This window comes from Streptomyces sp. NPDC086549 (genome assembly GCF_044746205.1).
In the GTDB taxonomy this organism is placed as follows: domain Bacteria; phylum Actinomycetota; class Actinomycetes; order Streptomycetales; family Streptomycetaceae; genus Streptomyces.
Map to the genome: position 1 here is coordinate 124,550 of NZ_JBIVBS010000010.1, position 18,340 is coordinate 142,889.

Annotated in this window: 12 protein-coding genes; 7 read left to right on the forward strand and 5 right to left on the reverse strand. The window is 72.2% G+C overall.

Features of this window, described 5'->3' with window-relative positions; translation table 11 throughout:
* Nucleotides 1–324: 324 nt before the first annotated feature.
* Entirely contained in the window at nucleotides 325–3,231 is a 2,907-nt protein-coding gene (locus ACIPSA_RS28840) for an ATP-binding protein (RefSeq protein ID WP_402639517.1), read from the forward strand.
* 49 nt (nucleotides 3,232–3,280) lie between these two features.
* Nucleotides 3,281–3,778 (forward strand): hypothetical protein, encoded by a 498-nt coding sequence (locus tag ACIPSA_RS28845; RefSeq protein WP_402639519.1) that lies wholly within the window; start codon nucleotides 3,281–3,283, stop codon nucleotides 3,776–3,778.
* Between the two features lie 9 nt (nucleotides 3,779–3,787).
* On the opposite strand, the gene ACIPSA_RS28850 is transcribed toward ACIPSA_RS28845, so the two are convergent.
* Both ACIPSA_RS28850 and ACIPSA_RS28855 read right to left on the reverse strand, forming a co-directional pair.
* Nucleotides 3,788–5,761: an N-acetylmuramoyl-L-alanine amidase gene (locus tag ACIPSA_RS28850; RefSeq protein WP_402639521.1), complete on the reverse strand. Its 1,974-nt coding sequence runs from the start codon at nucleotides 5,759–5,761 to the stop codon at nucleotides 3,788–3,790.
* Between the two features lie 319 nt (nucleotides 5,762–6,080).
* The gene (locus ACIPSA_RS28855; RefSeq protein WP_402639523.1) at nucleotides 6,081–7,223 is read right to left on the reverse strand and encodes an aminoglycoside phosphotransferase family protein; all 1,143 of its coding nucleotides are present in this window, start codon (nucleotides 7,221–7,223) and stop codon (nucleotides 6,081–6,083) included.
* A gap of 258 nt (nucleotides 7,224–7,481) precedes the next feature.
* Here ACIPSA_RS28855 and ACIPSA_RS28860 point away from each other — a divergent pair, with 258 nt between their 5' ends.
* Nucleotides 7,482–8,975, forward strand: coding sequence for a hypothetical protein (locus ACIPSA_RS28860; protein WP_402639525.1), 1,494 nt, complete (start codon nucleotides 7,482–7,484; stop codon nucleotides 8,973–8,975).
* Between the two features lie 70 nt (nucleotides 8,976–9,045).
* On the opposite strand, the gene ACIPSA_RS28865 is transcribed toward ACIPSA_RS28860, so the two are convergent.
* Complete coding sequence (locus ACIPSA_RS28865; protein ID WP_402639527.1) at nucleotides 9,046–10,461, reverse strand: PP2C family protein-serine/threonine phosphatase; 1,416 nt, start codon at nucleotides 10,459–10,461, stop codon at nucleotides 9,046–9,048.
* Between the two features lie 360 nt (nucleotides 10,462–10,821).
* Between ACIPSA_RS28865 and ACIPSA_RS28870 the strand changes: the two genes are divergently transcribed.
* Both ACIPSA_RS28870 and ACIPSA_RS28875 read left to right on the forward strand, forming a co-directional pair.
* Complete coding sequence (locus ACIPSA_RS28870; protein ID WP_402639529.1) at nucleotides 10,822–11,235, forward strand: SsgA family sporulation/cell division regulator; 414 nt, start codon at nucleotides 10,822–10,824, stop codon at nucleotides 11,233–11,235.
* Nucleotides 11,236–11,376: 141 nt separating this feature from the next.
* Complete coding sequence (locus ACIPSA_RS28875) at nucleotides 11,377–13,452, forward strand: phosphocholine-specific phospholipase C (protein WP_402639531.1); 2,076 nt, start codon at nucleotides 11,377–11,379, stop codon at nucleotides 13,450–13,452.
* Here ACIPSA_RS28875 and ACIPSA_RS28880 read toward each other — a convergent pair.
* Both ACIPSA_RS28880 and ACIPSA_RS28885 read right to left on the reverse strand, forming a co-directional pair.
* The gene (locus ACIPSA_RS28880) at nucleotides 13,442–14,467 is read right to left on the reverse strand and encodes a Gfo/Idh/MocA family protein (RefSeq protein ID WP_402639533.1); all 1,026 of its coding nucleotides are present in this window, start codon (nucleotides 14,465–14,467) and stop codon (nucleotides 13,442–13,444) included. The genes ACIPSA_RS28875 and ACIPSA_RS28880 overlap by 11 nt on opposite strands.
* 88 nt (nucleotides 14,468–14,555) lie before the next feature.
* Nucleotides 14,556–15,650: a chemotaxis protein gene (locus tag ACIPSA_RS28885; RefSeq protein WP_402639535.1), complete on the reverse strand. Its 1,095-nt coding sequence runs from the start codon at nucleotides 15,648–15,650 to the stop codon at nucleotides 14,556–14,558.
* A 95-nt stretch (nucleotides 15,651–15,745) separates the two neighbouring features.
* Here ACIPSA_RS28885 and ACIPSA_RS28890 point away from each other — a divergent pair, with 95 nt between their 5' ends.
* Together ACIPSA_RS28890 and ACIPSA_RS28895 are read left to right on the forward strand one after the other, a co-directional pair.
* Nucleotides 15,746–16,111, forward strand: a complete 366-nt coding sequence (locus ACIPSA_RS28890; protein ID WP_402639536.1) for a hypothetical protein — start codon at nucleotides 15,746–15,748, stop codon at nucleotides 16,109–16,111.
* 308 nt (nucleotides 16,112–16,419) lie between these two features.
* A complete protein-coding gene (locus ACIPSA_RS28895; protein ID WP_402639538.1) occupies nucleotides 16,420–18,144 on the forward strand; it encodes a fatty acyl-AMP ligase in 1,725 nt (574 codons plus the stop codon).
* Nucleotides 18,145–18,340: the final 196 nt, after the last annotated feature.

An 18,340-nucleotide genomic window follows, 5' to 3' on the forward strand; every position in this document is an offset into this window, starting at 1 on the left:
GCCCGCCGTCGTGCCGGCCGAACTCGGCTTCGCCGCACAGCTGTCGGTGCTGGGCTTCCGGGGCGCGGCGGCGAGCCCCGGCGCGGTGGTGACGGCCCGCGGCCCCGGGGGGAGTGGTGCCGGACCGCGTCGACGGACGGCAGCGCATTCCTCATCAGCCCCATGCGGGATCGGTGGTACCAACATCCCTCGGATACGGGACCGATTCGAGCAGTAGGTGCCCAGCGGACTCGCGCGGGCCGGGCGAGGCGTACGCTGAGCAGCCTGACAGCCACGCTGTGCGCCCGCTCCCCGCGCGAGTGCACACGGTGGCGGGGGGTAGTGATGGAGCATCGGATCGTTCGGAGCAGGCGGACACTCTTCGAGCGGGAAGGCGAACTCGCGGCCGTCGACGATGCGCTGGGCGAGCTCACGGGCCTGCGCGCGGAGGGCGCCGAGCAGCCCGAAGCGCCGCGCGGCGCGCTGCTCGCCGTCGCGGGCCGCGCCGGAATCGGCAAGACCACCCTGCTCGCCGAGGTCCGCCGCCGCGCCACCGCCCAGGGCTGCACGGTGCTGTCCGCCCGAGGCGGAGACCAGGAACAGCGCGTCGCCTTCCACGTCGCCCGTCAGCTCCTCCAGCCGCAGTTCGCGGGCGTGCCCGAGGCCGAACTGCGGGCGTCGCTGGGCAGTTGGTACGACATCGTCGGCCCCGCCCTCGGCCTGTGCGCCCCCACCGAGGGTGCCCCGCCCGACCAGCAGGGCCTGCGTGACGGCCTCGACTGGGTCCTCACCCACCTCGCCGTACGCCGCGCCCCGATGGTCCTCGTCCTCGACGACGCCCACTGGGCCGACGCCGAATCCCTGAGCTGGCTGGCCGCGTTCGCGCCCCGCGCCGAGGAACTCCCGCTGCTGCTCGTCGTCGCCTACCGGCCCGACGAACTCCCCGACCACGCCGAGTCGCTGCGCCGCATGCCCGGACGCGCGGGCGGACGCCCGCTCGGCCTGGAGCCGCTCAGCGCCGCCGCCGTCGCCCGCCTGGTGCGGGAGGCCCTGGGCGCGCACGCCGACGACGCGTTCTGCCGCGAGTGCTGGGCCGTCACCGCGGGCAACCCCTTCGAGACCGTCGAGCTGACCGCCAAGGTGCGCGACCGCGGACTCACCCCCACCGAGAACGGGGCGCACCTGCTGCGCGACCTCGCCGCCGCCGTCAAGGGCAGCGGCCTGATCGCCCGGCTCGAACGCCTCGGCACCTCCACCGTCCGCTTCGCCTGGGCCTGCGCCGTCCTCGGCACCGAGATCCAGCCCGGGCTCGCCGCCGCCGTCGCCGGGCTCGGCCCCGAGGAGGCCGCCGACGCCGCCGACGCGCTGCGCGGCGCACGCATCCTGACCGGCACCGTGACGACCGCGGGCACCCTGGAGTTCGTCCACCCGCTGATCGCCACCGCCGTCTACCGGGCCATCCCGCCCGGCGTCCGCGTCGCCCTGCACGGACAGGCCGCCTGGTGCCTGATCGACGACGGGCAGGGGCCCTCCGCCGCCGCCCGCCACCTCCTGGAGACCCACCCCGAGGGCGACACCTGGGTCGTGCAGCAACTGCGCGCCGCCGCCGGCGAGACCCTCAGGGCGGGCGCCCCCGACGCCGCCCGCAGCTATCTCGCCCGCGCCCTGCGCGAACCCCCGCCCCCCAAGGACCGGGCCGCCATCCTGTACGAACTGGGCAGCGCCTCCCTGCTCACCGAACCGGCGACCACCGTCAACCACCTGCGCGCCGCCCTCGCGGAGCCCATCGCCGACCCCGAACTGCGGCACAACATCGTCTATCGCCTCTCCCAGGTCCTCGCCCACAGCGACCGCCTCGCCGAGGCCTCCGACACCCTTGCCCGCGAGATCCGACTGACCGGGGACGCGCGCGTCAGGCTGCGCATGGTGGCCGAGCAGTTCATGTGGGACGCCTTCCGCGCGGACGAACCCGACCACCCCTCGCGCTCCCGCCGCCTCGCCAGGCTCGCCGACCGCCTCAAGGGCCGCGACCTCACCGAGCGGTACATCGTCGGACTGCGCACCTGGGACGCGATCCAGCGCGGCGAACCCGCCCAGGCAGCCCTCCAGCACGCCGAGCGCGCCCTCGCCGGAGGCCTCCGCTGGGCGGAGCCCGACCGCGGCTTCGAGGTGCCCGTGCTCGTGGCACTCGCCTTCATGTACGCCGACCGTCCGGGCCGCACGGAGGAACTGTTCGCCGAGGGGATCGCCGACTACGAGAAACAGGGCTGGCGCGGCGGCCACCTCTCCTTCGCCTACTCCCTCCTCGCCTACGTCCGCTACCGGCGCGGGCGGCTCCCCGAGGCCGAGGACTTCGCCCGCGCGGGCCTCAGGCTCGCCGAACGGGTCGGGCCCGGCACCCCCGCCCACTGGTACGCCGTCGGCATCCTCATCGAGATCCTGCTGGCCCGGGGCCGTGTCGCCGAGGCCGCACAGACCGCCGACGACTTCTGTTTCGAGGAGCCCTTCCCGGCGGCCGTCGTCTTCCCCGACGCCCAGACAGTGCACGGCGAACTGCTGCTGGCCCGCGGCCTCCACAAGGATGCGGCGGCCGAGCTCGCCGCCGTCGGGCGCCGCCTCGACTCCCGCGGCATCCGCAACCCGGCCTGGTGCCCCTGGCAGCTCCACCTCGCCCGCGCCGAAAGCCACGACACCCCCGAACGGGCCCTCGACACCGCACTCGAAGCGGTCGCCCGCGCCCGCCAGTTCGGCGCCCCGTCCGCCATCGGACAGGCCCTGCGTACGGCCGCGGAGGTGTCCTCGGGCTCCACCCGTGTCAAGTACCTGGAGGAGGCCGTCACCCACCTGGACCGCTCCCCGGCCGCGTACGAGCTCGCCTGCGCACTGGTCGCCCTGGGCACTGAACTGCGCCGTGCCGGCCGCGTCAGGGAGGCCACCGAGCACCTGTACCGGGGCCTCGACACGGCGGTCCAGTGCGGCGCCGACGGCCTCGTCGACACGGCCCGGAGCGAGCTCGCCGCCGCGGGCATGCGCCCCCGCCGCCTCCACAACGCCGAGACCGACACCCTCACCACCCGCGAACGCGCCGCCGCGGGCCTCGCCGTCCGCGGCAGCAGCGAGGCGGAGATCGCCGCGGAACTGCACACCGACGAGCAGACCGTCGTACGCCTGCTCTCGGCGGTGTACCGGAAGGTGGGAACCGATCCCTCGGGGCTCGGCGCGGCGCTCGGAGAGACCTCCGGCACCCGTTGAGACGGCTCCCACACGTCACCGATCGCGTCCGTGCACGTACCATGGCCGCATGTCGTTCCTCCGCCGCCGCAGCGCCACTCCCGCCGGGCCCGACTTCGACGTACTGGCCATGGATCCGGGCGACTGGCCCGGCAATCTGGGCGCGGGTCTGCTGCCCGCCCCCGACGGCAGCTGCCAGGGCGTCTTCCTGCGCTACGACCTGTTCGGCGGCCGTGGCCCCGCCATGATCATCGGCAACCTGCCCGAGGGTTCCCCGGCGCGCGAGGTCGCCGAGGGAGAGGTCCCCTTCGAGGTCGCCCAGCTGCTGCTGGCGCTGGAGAACGACGAGGAGGTGACCGTCACCGACACGGAGGACATGCCGGTCCTCCAGGGCGACAACCTCCTGATCGTGCGGCGCCTGAAGCTCTCCGAGGGCCGGATCTCCTGCGTCCAGTTCGACCGCAGCGACGGCGTCCTGGTCACCATCGCCGCCTGGGACCGCCCCATCACCGACGACCTGTACGCCCTGCTGAAGCCGCTCCCGGCGGAACTGTTCCAGCAGGGCTGACCCGGCCGGCTAGCCGGCCGCCGACGGCTCGACGCCGACGTCCGCCGCACGGACGAACGCCACCCGGTGGCCGTACTGGATCTCGTAGTACAGGTCCTGACCGACGACGACCTTGTGCGAGTCGGTGGTGAAGGTGACCGCGTAGTAGTACTCGCCCGGCACCTCGTCACCGACCACGTACTTCTGGCCCGCCGCGATGGTGTACGGCAGCGGCGCCACCGTCTGGGCGGGGACTCCCGCCGGGTAGGCCGCCTTCTCGGGGTACGCGCGCCCGTACACGGGAATGCTGGTCAGGCCGTCCTTCGGCGTGATCACGAGGCCGGACGCGTTCACCGCCGTCGGCCGGCCCTTCGGGTTCCTGAACCAGGCCTTCTGGCCCAGGTACCAGATGGCCGTCCAGTCGCACCAGCGGTCGGCGACCGCGTACTGCTGGCCGGTGGAGACCCGTGACGACAGGTCGTTCACCCCGGTGGTCGGGGTCGTGCCCAGGCCGATGTCCTTGATCAGGGCGGAGTTCTCGTCGTGGTCGGAGTACAGCCGAACCTCGCCGGAACCGTGGGCCGCGCAGGGCTCGCCCCTGGTCGTGCACCCCGTGTACTCCGGCTGGTTCGACGCGTAGTCCGGCCGGATCGTCACCAGCCCGCCCTTCTTGCCCGCGGTGCGCTTGAAGGGGTGGCCCAGCAGTTCGAAGTAGTGCCGCCAGTCCCAGTACGGGCCGGGGTCGGTGTGCATGCCGGGGACCGTCGAGGTGGTCGGGCCCGGAACGTTGTCGTGGCCGAGGATGTGCTGCCGGTCCAGCGGGACGCCGTACTTCTTCGCGAGGTACTTCACCAGGCGTGCCGACGACCGGTACATCGCCTCCGTGTACCAGGCGTCCGGCGACGCCAGGAAGCCCTCGTGCTCGATGCCGACCGACTTGGCGTTGATGTACCAGTTGCCCGCGTGCCACGCCACGTCCTTCGCCTTGACGTGCTGGGCGATCAGACCGTCCGTGGACCGGATGGTGTAGTTCCACGACACATAGGTGGGATCCTGGACCAGGTTCAGGACTCCGTCCCAGGTGCCCTCGGTGTCGTGGATGACGATGTACTTGATGCTCTGCGACGCCGGCCGGTCGCCGAGGTCGTGGTTGCCGTAGTCGTTGTCCCCGAACTCCGCGTACGGTGCCGGGATCCACTCGCAGGACACCGACGCCGGGCACTCCGTCCCGTCGTCGGACACCGTGCGCAGACCCGCGCGCCGCAGCTGCGCGGTGTTCGCGCTCAGGTGCGGCCGGGCGGCCAGCACCACCCGTTGGCCGTCGTCCGTGGTGCGCTGCTCGCCGGTGCGCAGCACGTCGTACACGTCGTTCGCGTACGCCGCCGCGGTCGCCCTGTCGTCCGCGCCGGAGAAGCGGGCCACCGCGCCGTACCAGCCGGCCGGGTCGGAGCCGAGCGGCTCGCCCAGCTCCTTCTGGGCCGCGGCGAGCAGGGCGGCACCGCCCGCCACGTTGGCCACGGGGTCGGTCCGCAGCTTCGCGGCCGGGATCCCGGTCAGCTCCGCCGCCTTGGGCAGCGTCGTCAGCCGGGCCGGGAGCGCGGAGTCCGCCGGTACGTCCGCGTGGGGATGCAGGGCCGTGCGGGCGTCGTCGCCGCGGGGGTCCTCGGTGCCGTCGGCGAAGTGCTCGGTGGCCGCGAGCGCGGTACGTGCGTCGGTCAGGTGCATCGGGCCGTAGCCGCCGGTCACACTGGGCGCCCCGGCATGTGTGTCCCACCGGGACTGGAGGTAGGAGACGGCCAGCAGGACGCTCTGCGGCACGTGGTAGCGGGCGGCCGCGGCGGCGAAGGCACGCTGCAGCCCGCCGGGGGCGGGCCCGGCGGAGCTCTGGGCGGGGGCCGCGCCCAGCAGGGGGAGCAGCAGGGCCGCGGAGGCCACCGCGCCGGCCGTTCTCCGGGTGCGTCTGCTGCCGGGCGTCGAGGTGGGGTCGGTGGCGGATCCTCGCAATGCGGCCTCCTGTGACGGGCGGGCGTGGCGGGGCGTGCGGCGCCGAGCTGGGTCAGTGGTACCGGCTTGCCGACGATCCGTCAATGATGCCCGGAGCAGGGAGACTTCCCATGTCAAGGTGAGGTCCGGTGAGTTTCGTGGCGGAGGCGCGCGGGCCTGCGGGGCGTCAGTGGCGTACACCAATGCGCGTCTGCCGACCGGCTCCGTACAGACGAAGATCCGCGTACCGGCGAAGACACGCGCACAGGCGAAGAACCGTGTGCACACGAAGATCCGCGGTGCGCCGCTGCCTGTGGCGCACCGCGGACCGGTGTCCCCGTCAGCGAGTGCCGACCGCCGCGCGCACCGCCCTGCGGGCCAGCTGGCAGTCGTCGTGCAGCCGCCTCAGCAGCAGCCGCTGTTCCTCGCCGGTCGGCGCAGCACCCGGGTGGGCCGCGCCCGGTGCCGCCGGGGGCGCGTCGAGCATCGAGCGCTGCACGGCCGTCTCGTAGGTACGGATCTCCCGGGTGAGGACCAGCATCAGGTTCACCAGGAAGGCGTCGCGCGACGCGGGCCCCGCCGTCTGGGCGATCTGGCTGATCTGCCGCCGGGCCACCGGCGCGTCGCCCAGGACCGACCACAGCGTCGCCAGGTCGTAGCCCGGCAGGTACCAGCCCGCGTGCTCCCAGTCCACCAGCACTGGACCGGCCGGTGAGAGCAGGATGTTCGAGAGCAGCGCGTCGCCGTGGCAGAACTGGCCCATCCCCTGGCGTCCGGCCGCGTGCGCGATGCCGTGCAGCAGCTTCTGCAGGTCGCCCATGTCCCGGTCGGTGAGCAGCCCCAGCTCGTGGTAGCGGGAGATACGGGCCGCGTAGTCCAGGGGCGCGTCGAACGTGCCGGCCGGGGGCCGCCAGGCGTTCAGTCGGCAGATCGCGCCGAGCGCCGCCCGGATGTCCGCGCGCGGTGGGGCCTCCGCCGGGTGCCGTTGGAACGCCGCCACCCGGCCCGGCATGCGCTCGATCACCAGGGTGCAGTTGTCCGGGTCGGCCGCGATCAATCTCGGCGCCCGGACCGGCGGGCGGTGCCGGACGAACGAGCGGTATGCAGCTATCTCGTGCCGGTACCGCTCGGCCCACGCGGGGGAGTGGTCCAGTAGACACTTGGCGACAACCGTGCTGCGCCCCGTCGTCCCGACGAGGAGCACGGACCGGCCGCTGCGACGCAGCACCTGCACCGGAGCGAACTCCGGACAGATGCGGTGCACCGAGGCGATCGCCGTGCGCAGCTGGGCGCCCTGGGGGCCGGACAAGTCGAGTCTCCCGCTGAGCGGTTGGGTGCCGAGCCCCGCGGCGCGCCGTGGTCGGCCCGCCACCGGCACGGGAGTCCCCGGGCGCGCGGGGGGGTCGAGATAGGGGCCGCTGCCCGCCGGACGGGGGCGCAGCGGCCGGGGCGGGGCGGACACGGAGGACGATGCTGCGTACATGGGCGAAACAGATCCCTTCGTGTGCCTGCAGTGCCTGCCTTCAGCTCGCGCCCACCCGGCCCGGTCGCCCGGACGGCCACATCCTGGGGAATGTGCCCGTCCTGTCAGGTGGTGACCGGGTCGGGGTGGCGCGTTCCTACTCGACACCCGATGCCCGGTGGCACACCATCTGGCGCACCCTGGCGAACCATGGCGAATAGTCGCCCGGCAACTCTCCCGGGGCTACTGTCAACTCAGCCGAGAACCTGGGGGCTTGACGTGAGCGGACAACCCAACACCCGGCTCGCGGACCTGTTCGGCCTGGCCGGCTGGTCCAAGGGCGAACTCGCGAGGCTGGTCAACAAGCAGGCGGCGGCCATGGGCCACCCCCAGCTGTCGACCGACACCTCCCGGGTGCGGCGGTGGATCGACATGGGAGAGATCCCCCGCGATCCGGTGCCGCGGGTGCTGGCGGCTCTGTTCACCGAGCGTCTCGGCCGTGTCGTGACCATCGAGGACCTCGGTCTGGTGCGGCACGGGCGTACGGGGAAACGGCCGGGCGGCGGGAGTGCGGAACATCCCGACGGCATGCCGTGGGCGCCCGAACGGACTGCCGCGGTCCTCACCGAATTCACGGGAATGGACCTCATGCTCAACCGACGCGGCTTGGTGGGCGCGGGTGCCGCGCTCGCCACGGGATCCGCACTCAGCAGCGCCATGTACGAATGGCTGCACACCGACCCGACACTCAAGGCCGACGCCCCTGTTCTCGACGACCCCCTGCACGCCGACCCCGCTGGGTTCGACCGTTACGAGGCCGCCCCCATCGGATCGCAGGAGATCGAGGAACTGGAGCGCTCGGTCGAGGTGTTCCGGGCGTGGGACGCGGCCCGCGGCGGCGGGCTGCAGCGCAAAGCGGTGGTGGGCCAGCTCAACGAGGTGGGCGGCATGCTCGCCTACCGCCACCCCGACCATCTCCAGCGGCGCCTGTGGGGCGTCGCTGCCAACCTCGCCGTCCTCGCGGGCTGGATGTCGCACGACGTCGGCCTGGAACCCACGGCCCAGAAGTACTTCGTCATCGCCGCCCACGCGGCCCGTGAGGGCGGTGACCGGCCCCGCGCCGGGGAGGCGCTCTCCCGAGCGGCTCGCCAGATGGTGCACCTCGGCCGGCCGGACGACGCACTCGACCTGATGAAGCTCGCCAAGTCCGGCTCGGGCGACGAGGTGCTGCCGCGCACCCGGGCGATGCTCCACACCATCGAGGCCTGGGCACAGGCGTCGATGGGCAAGGGCCAGGCGATGCGCCGCACCCTCGGACAGGCGGAGGACCTCTTCGTCTCCGACAAGGGCGACGTGCCGCCGCCGAGCTGGATGCAGATGTTCAAGGAGGAGGATCTCTACGGCATGCAGGCCCTGGCCTACCGCACCCTGGCGGAGCACGATCCGCGCGCGGCCGTGCATGCCCAGCACTACGCGGAGAAGGCCCTCGCCCTGCGGATCGACGGCCGGCAGCGGTCGAAGATCTTCGACTTCCTGTCCATGGCCTCCGCCTGCTTCATCGCGGACGACCCCGAACAGGCGGACCGGTACGCCCGGCTGGCCCTGATGTCGATGGGATCGAACTCCTCCCACCGCACCTGGGACCGGCTGCGCCAGATGTACCGGCTGACCGCCGAGTACGCCGGCTATCCGAAGATCAGCGAACTGCGGGAGGAGATCAGGCTCGCCCTGCCGAAGCCGAAGGGCAGGGGGTTCGACAGCGCACAGGCATAGGGGCTCTGTGCCGCTTCGGTTTCCACGACATCACGGTTCCTACAACTTCACCCCGAGGTCAGGCGTCGTCCTATGACGTCACCTTGGCGATGAGCACGCAGGCGTCGTCCTGCCGCTCGGTCCCGCCGAACTCCTCCACGACCGCCCGCACGCAGTCCTGTGCGGTACGGGCCGTACCGAAGCGCACAGCCAGGCCGAGGAGGCGGTCCACGGCCGCCGTCCCGCCCTGCCCGGGCACCAGCCCGTCGGTGTGCAGCAGGAGCAGGTCGCCCGGTTCGAGGGTCAGTTCGGCCTGCCCGTAGGTGGCTCCGGAGGTCGCGCCGAGCAGGACGCCGTCCGGTGCTTTCAGCATGCGCCCCGTCCCGTTGCGGAACAGCAGCGGGGCGGGGTGTCCTGCCTGCGCCCACACCAGGGTGCGGGAAGCCGGCCGGTAGCGGCAGCAGACGGCGCTGCCCAGGGCCGGTTGCACGGTGGCGTCGAGTAACTGGTTGAGCCAGGCCATCAGCTGACCGGGCTCGGTGCCCGCCATCGCCATGCCGCGCAGGGCACCCAGCAGCATCGCCATGCCGGACGTGACGGTCACGCCGTGCCCGGTGAGGTCGCCGACGCTGAGCAGCGTGTCGCCGTCCGACAGTTCGAGCGCGTCGTACCAGTCGCCACCGATCAGCGCGCTCGTCGCGGACGGCAGGTAGTGGGCCGCCAGGTCGAGGGTCTGCGGCCCCCGGCGCGGGAGCCGCAGGGAGCCGCGCCACGGCGGCAGTACGGCTTCCTGCAGCTCGACCGCGAGCCGGTGCTCGGTCTGTGCCTGTTGCCGGTGGCGCTGCAACGAGTCACGGGTCTCGCGCACCGTCCTTTGGCTGCACCGCAGTTCACTGACGTCCCGCAGCACGGCCCACATCGAGGTGGTGCTGCCGTCGGCGTCGAGCACGGGCTCGCCCATCATGTGTACGGTCCGGACGTTTCCGTCGGGCCGTACGACGCGGAACTCACCGTCGATCGGTTTGGCGTCGACCAGGCAGTCCGTCACCATCGACGTCAGCTTCGGCCGGTCCTCGTCCAGGACCAGGGACGGCAGTTCGTCGAGGGTTAGCGGGGTCGCGGCCGGGTCGCGGCCGAGGATCTCGTAGAGCTCTCCGGACCAACTGGCCCCGTCCGTCAGCAGGTTCCACTCCGCACTGCCGACCCGGCTGAGCAGCGGACCGCGCGCCGCCTCGCCGGGCGCCGTGGGGGCAGCGTCCGGCGAGGCCGGCCGCGGGCCGTCCCGCAGCTGTGCCAAGTGCTCGTCCAGATCGTTGAGTTGGTGCAGCGCCAGGTCGTACAGTGCGCGCTGCCACCGTTCCTGCGGGTCCGTACCGTCGCTCCGTGAGTCCCGCCGCACGGCGTCCACGTCGCCCTTCAGCCGCCGCGTCTGTGATATCAACGCGTCGACCGAGCCGGGCCCGGGCGGCTGGGCGGCTGGTCGGTCCGCGGAGAGGTGGGACGGCATGACGCACTCCGATGCGGGGACGGTTCGGCCAAGGGGGACGGAAGGACCGTTACGACTGTTGCACAGCCCGCGACGCCCTGTAAGGGATTTGGCGACACCCGATCCGGTGGTGCTTCTGGCATGTGCCAGAGTCTTCAAGATGCGACTGACCGGTAGGAATGACGTACGCGGCTGGGTGTGCCAAGTCGTAGGCCGAGTACGTGATTTGATCGACCGAAGGGGCCTGGGTGTAGCGCTCAGGCGCATGTTCGACGTGCATGTGTTCCCTGATGTCGCGGCACCGGCGAGGCATGGCGCGAGCCGTACCAACTCTGTCTGGTTTTCGCGCCATGCGAGCCGCCCCTGCGGACTCGTAAAGGCATGGACACCAGCTTCGAACAACTCACTCGCGCAAGCCTGGTCACCCCCGAGGACCGAGAGGTCCCCGTGCCCGCCACGCTCCGGTACACCTCCGAGGATCCGCTGGCCGTCTTCATCGACTTCCCGCCCGAGTCGACTCTGGACGGCGCCAGCGTCACCTGGACCTTCGCGCGCTCCCTTCTCGACGAGGGGCTGAGCGCCCCGGCCGGACGCGGGGACGTGCACATCTGGCCGTGCGGCCGGACGCGTACGGTCCTGGAGTTCCACTCGCCGTACGGGATCGCCCTGCTCCAGTTCGACACCTCGGCGCTGCGCTGCTTCCTGCTGCGCGCCTATGCCGCGGTGCCGGCCGGGCAGGAGGACGTCGGCGCGGTCGTCGAACGCGGGTTGAGTGCCCTGTTCGGCGGCGTCTGACGCCTCTCGCCGCCCCCCCGGCGGCGGCTTCGACTTCTCTTCACCTCCATCTCACCGCACGGGCATGGTCCTTGACGGTCATCCCTTGCACCCTTGCGCGCGGTGGGCCACCGGGGCACGCCTGCGACGAGGACGGGGCGAATGACACCGATCAGCCGAAGAGGCTTCGTTGGGCTCGGCACTTCCATGGCGGCGGGCATGGCGGTGGGCGCCGGCACCGGCCCCCAAGCTCTCGATCCCGCTCGAGCAGGGGGTTCCCCCATGGCGGCCGCGGCCGCGGCGCCGGACCGGAGTGCGGCGACCGGCACGATCAAGGACGTGCGGCACGTGGTGATCCTCATGCAGGAGAACCGCAGCTTCGACCACTACTTCGGGCGCCTCAGGGGCGTCCGCGGTTTCGACGACCGCAGCGGCATCACGCTGAGCGGCGGCCACTCGGTGTTCGACCAGCCGACCTGGTCGGGCCGCCAGTACCCCTGGAAGCTCAGTGCGACCCCGCCCACGGGCGGCAAGGACGGCGAGACCCTCGCGCAGTGCAACGGCGACCTCGCGCACTCATGGTCCTCCCAGCACTCCGCCTGGAACCAGGGCCGCCTCGACAACTGGGTCAAGGGCGTCGGCAACGTCCGCTCCCTCGGTTACCTGGACCGCTCCGACATCCCGTTCCACTACGCCCTGGCCGACAACTACACCATCTGCGACGCCTACTTCTGCTCCACCCTGAGCGCCACCGGCCCCAACCGCACCTATCTGTGGAGCGGCAAGGTCGACCCCTCCAGCTACGACGGCGCCGACGAGTCGGGCCTGACCTGGCAGAACTACGCCGAGGCCCTGCAGGCCGCCGGAGTGACCTGGAAGGTCTACCAGAACGCCCAGGACAACTACGGGGACAACGGCTGCGCCTACTTCAAGAACTTCGCCGACGCCAAGCCCGGCGACCCGCTCCACGACCGCGGCATGTCCTCCGTGCCGAAGGCGACCGGTTCGACGCCCGACGACATCGCCGCCGCCATCAAGGCCGACGTCCTCGCGGGCACGCTGCCGCAGGTCTCCTGGGTGGTCCCCAACCAGGCCTTCTCCGAGCACCCGTACGCCCCGCCCGGCGACGGCGCCCACTTCGTCAGTCTCGTCCACCAGGCCCTCGCCGCGGACGCGGACGTCTTCGACTCGACGGTCCTGTTCCTCAACTACGACGAGAACGACGGCTGCTTCGACCACGTCCCGCCGCCGGTCCCGCCCGCGGGAACGGCCGGGGAGTTCCGCAGCGGCGTGCCGTACGGCCTCGGCTTCCGTGTCCCGATGATCGTCGTCTCGCCCTGGACGCGCGGTGGCTGGGTCTCCTCCGAGGTCTTCGAGCACACCTCGGTGCTGCGCTTCCTGGAGACGTGGACCGCGGCCCTCGGCAAGCCCGCGAACTGCCCCAACATCAGTGCCTGGCGGCGCAAGGTGAGCGGTGACCTGACCGGGGTCTTCGACTTCGCCGACCCGGTGTCCGGCGCGGTGTCCCTGCCCGCGACGAGCGTCATCGGCGCCGGCACCTGCGGGCCGCTGCCCAACCCCGTGCCGACCACCAACGCGCTGCCCGCCCAGGAGCCCGGAACCCGGCCGGCCCGCGCTCTGCCGTACCAGCCGAACGGATACCTGGACCACCTGGAGTTCGGGTCCACCGGCCAGGTCCTCGCCTGGTTCACCATGACCAACCAGGGCGCCCCGGCGACGAGGGCGGCCCACTTCTCCATCCATCCGAACGCCTACCGCGACACCACGCCCTCGCAGTACACGGTCGACCCGGGCGGCGCCGCCTCCGACTCCTTCGACATCGGTCTCGGCTACGGCAGCGGCAAGTACGACCTCACCATGACCGGCCCCAACCGCTTCCTGCGTCGCTTCCAGGGTGACGCGACGAAGACGGGCAAGTCGGCCGAGGTGCGCGCGCGGTACGCCGTCGAGCCCGGCACCGGTAAGCTGGCGATCTACTTCAGGATGACCAACTCGGGCACGTCGGCGGTGAAGTTCACGATCACCTCGAACCAGTACCGCACCGACGGCCCCTGGACCTACACGGTCGCCGCGGGCGCGTCGACCGAGGACCGATTCAACGCCGTCGCGTACCAGAACGGCTGGTACGACTTCACGGTGACCGTCGACTCCGACGCGACCTGGTCGCGCCGGTTCACCGGGCACCTCGAGACGGGCGCGCCGAGCGTCAGCGGCTGAGCCGGGCGTACAGGTCCGGGCGCGGGGCGAGCTCGACGGCCGTCCGGCGGCCGCTCTCCAGCGCCCGGACCCCCGCCTCGGCGATCACGGAGGCCGCGTAGCCGTCCCAGGCGCTCGGCCCCGTGACGCGTCCCTGCCGGGTGGCGTCGACCCAGTCCTGCACCTCGCGGTCGTAGGCGTCGGCGAACCGGACGAGATAGTCCTGTGCCACCTCCTCGCGCGCACTGCCCCGCGCGGTCACGACCATGGTGCGCTCGTCGCCGATGCGGGCGCTGCCCGCCTCGCACACGGCCTCGCAGCGCACCTGGTAGCCGAAGCCGCAGTTGACGAAGACCTCGACGTCCACCAGGGCGCCCCGCTCGGTCTCGAAGAGCACGAACTGCGGGTCGACCAGGCCCTCCGGGGCGCCGGCCGAGGACGCCGGACGCAGCACGGTCACCGCGGTCAGCTCCTGGCCGAGCAGCCAGCGGGCCGCGTCGATCTCGTGCGACACCGAGCTGTCGACCAGCATGGCGCTGGTGAAGTCGGGCGGGGAGGAGACGTTGCGGTGGATGCAGTGCAGCATCAGCGGGCGCCCGAGGGTGCCGCCGTCCAGCAGGGCCTTGAGGCGCCGGTACTCGCTGTCGTAGCGGCGCATGAACCCGATCTGCGCCAGCCGCCGCCCGAGCCGTGCCTCCGCCTCCAGCACTCTGAGCGCTCCGGTGGAGTCCGGCACCATGGGCTTCTCGCACAGCACCGGCAGGCCCCGGGTGAAGGCCGCGAGCAGCGCCTCCTCGTGCGCGGGGCCGGGGGAGGCGATCAGGACGGCCTGGACGCCGGGCGCGTCGAGCGCCGACACGGGGTCCGCGTGCACGGAGACCCCGTCCAGACCGGCGACCGCCTCCCGGGCACGCGTGGCGTCGGGGTCGGCGACCGCGGCGACCCTGGCTCCGCTCACCACACGATCGAGGCGCCGTATGTGATCGGCCCCCATGTGTCCGGCACCCAGTACGGCCACGCCCAGCAGGTCACCCACGTGCGTACTCCCTCTACCCGACGATCACGCCGTAGCGTACGCCGCCGGGAGGCGAGGTCCTCCGCGGGCCTCTGCGGTCTCCGAGGCCTCAGAAGCGCAGTACTCCCGCGATCCCGTTCTCGTCGTCCAGGGTGCCGTCCGGTACGAAGCGGACGTCGGCGCCGGTCTCCAGGCACTGCTCGACGATCTCGTCCACGATGTCCTCGCGGGCGTCGAGGTCGCCGCTCTTTGCCGGGATCAGATGGTCCCCGTCGTCACGGACGGTGATGCGGTAGTTCTCCTCGACCGCGAGCAGCCGGACGCGGCCCTCCCGGGCGCTCTGCCAGACCTCGTCGACGCCGGCGGCGAACGCCTTGCGCCCCCGGGCCGTGTCCAGCTCCCGGGCCACGACGTCGGTGTTCCGGCGGGCCTCCGCGGCGACCACCGGCCGTATGGCCTGCCACACCGCCTCGGGGGTGCCGCTCGCCAGACCGCCGTGCGGGATGTGCACGGCGTCCCTGATGACGCTGCCGACCTCGTCCAGCGCGGACAGCGCGGCCTGCTCGCCGGTGACGTACAGCGGCCTCGGGTCGTCGCGCAGGACCGCCGCCAGGGCCGTGTCGGTCTCGCGCAGGAAGTGGCGGGTGTCCTCGTCGCGGTAGGTGCTCGGGGTGTCGCCGATCTGTTCCCGGCGCTCGGCGTCGAAGTTCTCGCGCCTCCTGGTGAGCGGGAAGCCGCCGGTGCGGTCCTCGCTGACCCGTTCGGGTCCGCCGTTCCACAGAGTGACGCGGTCGGGGGAGACCGAGAGCACCCAGAAGGGCCGCTCGGCGGCCTGGGCGGAGACGAGGTTGCGGGTCAGGAAGGTGTCCGAGAGGACGACCCGCTCGGGCACGGTGCGGCCCAGCGACCACACCTGGTGCTCACCCGGAGCGGCGAAGATCACCAGGCCGTCCTCGACGTGGGCCAGGTCCACCTCGGCCAAGGCCCGGTCGAGCTGTTCGACGACGTCGGTGCGCCGCTCCCGGGTGACGGATGGATCGGATTCCAGCTGCTTCTTGGCCTCGGCCACGACGTTGCGCAGCCGGACCGGATCCTGTGCGTTGTCGGGCTCGCGGCGATGCGTCGGCGTCAGCACGGACACCGCGGGATACGGGCGCGGACGCCGCAGCTCTGCGAGGGTCACGGGACTGAGTGCGTGCTCCATAACAGCACGATAGGGCCGATTCGCCGATCGGGCATTTGGGGTAATTATCTGCATGTCCGGACGTATCTGTGAACCACTGTGGGCACGGATGGGCGGTGGAGGTGATCGCGGTGGCCCGGCTCGTCATCGACGGGGAGGACATGGTCCTCCGGCTCGCCCTGCGGGAGCGGCTCCTGGTCCGGCGCCGTGAGGTCCGCATGCCGCTCGCGGCCGTCCGCGAGGCGGCCGTCGAGCCGGACTGGTGGCGCGGGCTGCGCGGACTGCCCCGCTCCGGCCGGTGGCTTCCAGGCAGCTTCTGTCTGGGCGTGTGGCGGCACTCCGAGGGCCAGGACTTCCTCGCCGTGCGTGAGCGCGGTCCCGTCGTGATCGTCGACCTGAGACCGTCGGCGCCGTTCGCCCGCCTCGCCGTGTCCGAGGCCGACGCGGAGGGTGTCGTGCGGGCCATCCGGCGGGCGGCGTGAACCTGCCGTTCAGCGGCCACGTTCATCTGGCCGTCACCGGTTGCCGGCCCGCCCAAGTCCCCTGGACACGAAGCGTTTACATGCGTTCGGCATTTCGATCAACGGAACTTGCTATGGTGCTACTTGCCGGTAGCAAACCGAAGCGGGGATGACCGGAAGTCGCCTGACTCGCGACTCCGGCGGTGGGGGTGCCGAGCCGAACGACCTGGCAAGGGGGCCGGGTCGGCCACGGCTTGTGCGTGTACGCATGACGCGTCCCTCGAATGCCAGTTCCCTGCGCGCCTATTCAGACAGGTGAGACTCGTCATATGGCACGTTCTCTGGTCGATTTAGTGACCACGCACGCCTCGACCCGACCTGACAGGACCGCCTACCGCTACCTCGTCACGGGCGACGACGAAGGAGAGACCGAGGAGCTCACCTACGAGCGCCTCGCCACCCGTTCCCGGGCCGTCGCCGCCTGGCTGCAGGAGCGCGGACTGGCCGGCTCCCGCGCGATGCTGCTGTACCCGCCCGGCCTGGAGTTCATCTGCGGATACCTGGGCTGCCTCTCGGCCGGTGTGGCCGCCGTACCGGGTGTGCCCCCACAGGGCCGGGCCCAGAACCACCGCGCCCTGACCCGCATGAAGCGCCTTGTGGCCGACGCGGACGCCAAGGTCATCCTCGGCGGCCGCGAGGTGATCGCCGCTCTGGACGCCATGGCGGAACACCTGCCCGAGCTGGACGGCATCGCCCGCGTCGCCACGGAGGACATCCCCGACGAGTTGGCCGCGGCCTGGCGCGAACCCGAACTCACCGCCGACTCCGTCGCGTTCCTCCAGTACACCTCCGGCTCCACCTCCGCCCCGCGCGGCGTGGTCGTGACCCACGGGAACCTGCTGGACAACGAGCGGGTCATCACCGAGCGGATGGGCCACACCCCGGACACCATCGCGGAGTACGGCCACGAACTGATCGTCAGCTGGCTGCCCGTCTACCACGACATGGGCCTGATGGGCCCGGTCCTGAACACGATGTACCTCGGCGCCACCGCCACCCTCTTCTCGCCGCTGCACTTCCTGCAGCAGCCCGCGCGCTGGCTGAAGGCCGTCAGCCGCTACCGCCCGCACACCAGCGGCGGCCCGAACTTCGCCTACGAGCTGTGCCTGAAGCACGCCGGCCCCGACCTGCTCGACAGCCTCGACCTCAGCTCGTGGCGGGTCGCGTTCAACGGCGCCGAACCGGTGCGCGCGGCCACCCTGCGACGGTTCGCCGAGACCTTCGGCGAGGCGGGCTTCCGCCGCGAGGCCTTCTACCCCTGTTACGGCCTGGCCGAGGCCACGCTCATGGTCACCGGCGGCGCGGTGGACACCCCGCCCACGCTGCTGGAACCCGACGGGACGGGGCCGCACGCCGGCGAGGCGGACGCGGCGGCCGTGGGCTGTGGCCGCCCCGGTCCCGGTGTGACCGTGGCCGTCGCCGACCCCGAACGGCAGCAGGAACTGCCCGAGGGGGAGGTCGGCGAGATCTGGGTCGGCGGCGCGAGCGTCGCCAAGGGCTACTGGCGCAACGCCCTCGCCACCCGCGAGACGTTCCGCGCCACGCTGCCCGGTCACGAGGGCCGCTTCCTGCGCACCGGCGACCTCGGATTCCTGCGCGACGGCGAGCTGTTCGTCACCGGCCGCCGCAAGGACCTCATCGTCATCGACGGCCGCAACCACTACCCGCAGGACCTGGAGCTGTCCGCCGAGCTGTCCCACCCGGCGCTGCGGCCCGGCTGCACCGCCGCGTTCTCCGTGGACCTGGCAGCGGAGGGCGAACAGACGGTCCTCGTGGCCGAGTTGTCCCCGGAGGCGGCCGGTGAGTCCGAGAAGGTCACCGACCTGATCCGCAGCGCGATCGGCGAGGCCCACGGCCTGTCGGTGCGTGACGTCGTGCTGGTCCACCCCGGCACCATCCCCAAGACGTCCAGCGGGAAGATCCAGCGCCGCGCCACCCGCGCGGCCTACCTCGACGGCAGCCTCGCCGCCGTCGGCGAGCCCGCCGCGGTCTGACACCGCCAGGCCCTGTCGCCGCCGGCGTGCCCGTTCGCGCCGGCGGCGCGTGGCCGGCCGTCGAGGCCTGCCCGCCGTCGTACTCCCCGAGGCATGTCCGCCGTACGGCGGTCAGCCCTGCCCGCATGTCGTCGGCCGCGCCCTGTCGCCCCAGCGCGAGCGGCCGTACGGAATCCGCCTGAGCCCCAGTTCACGA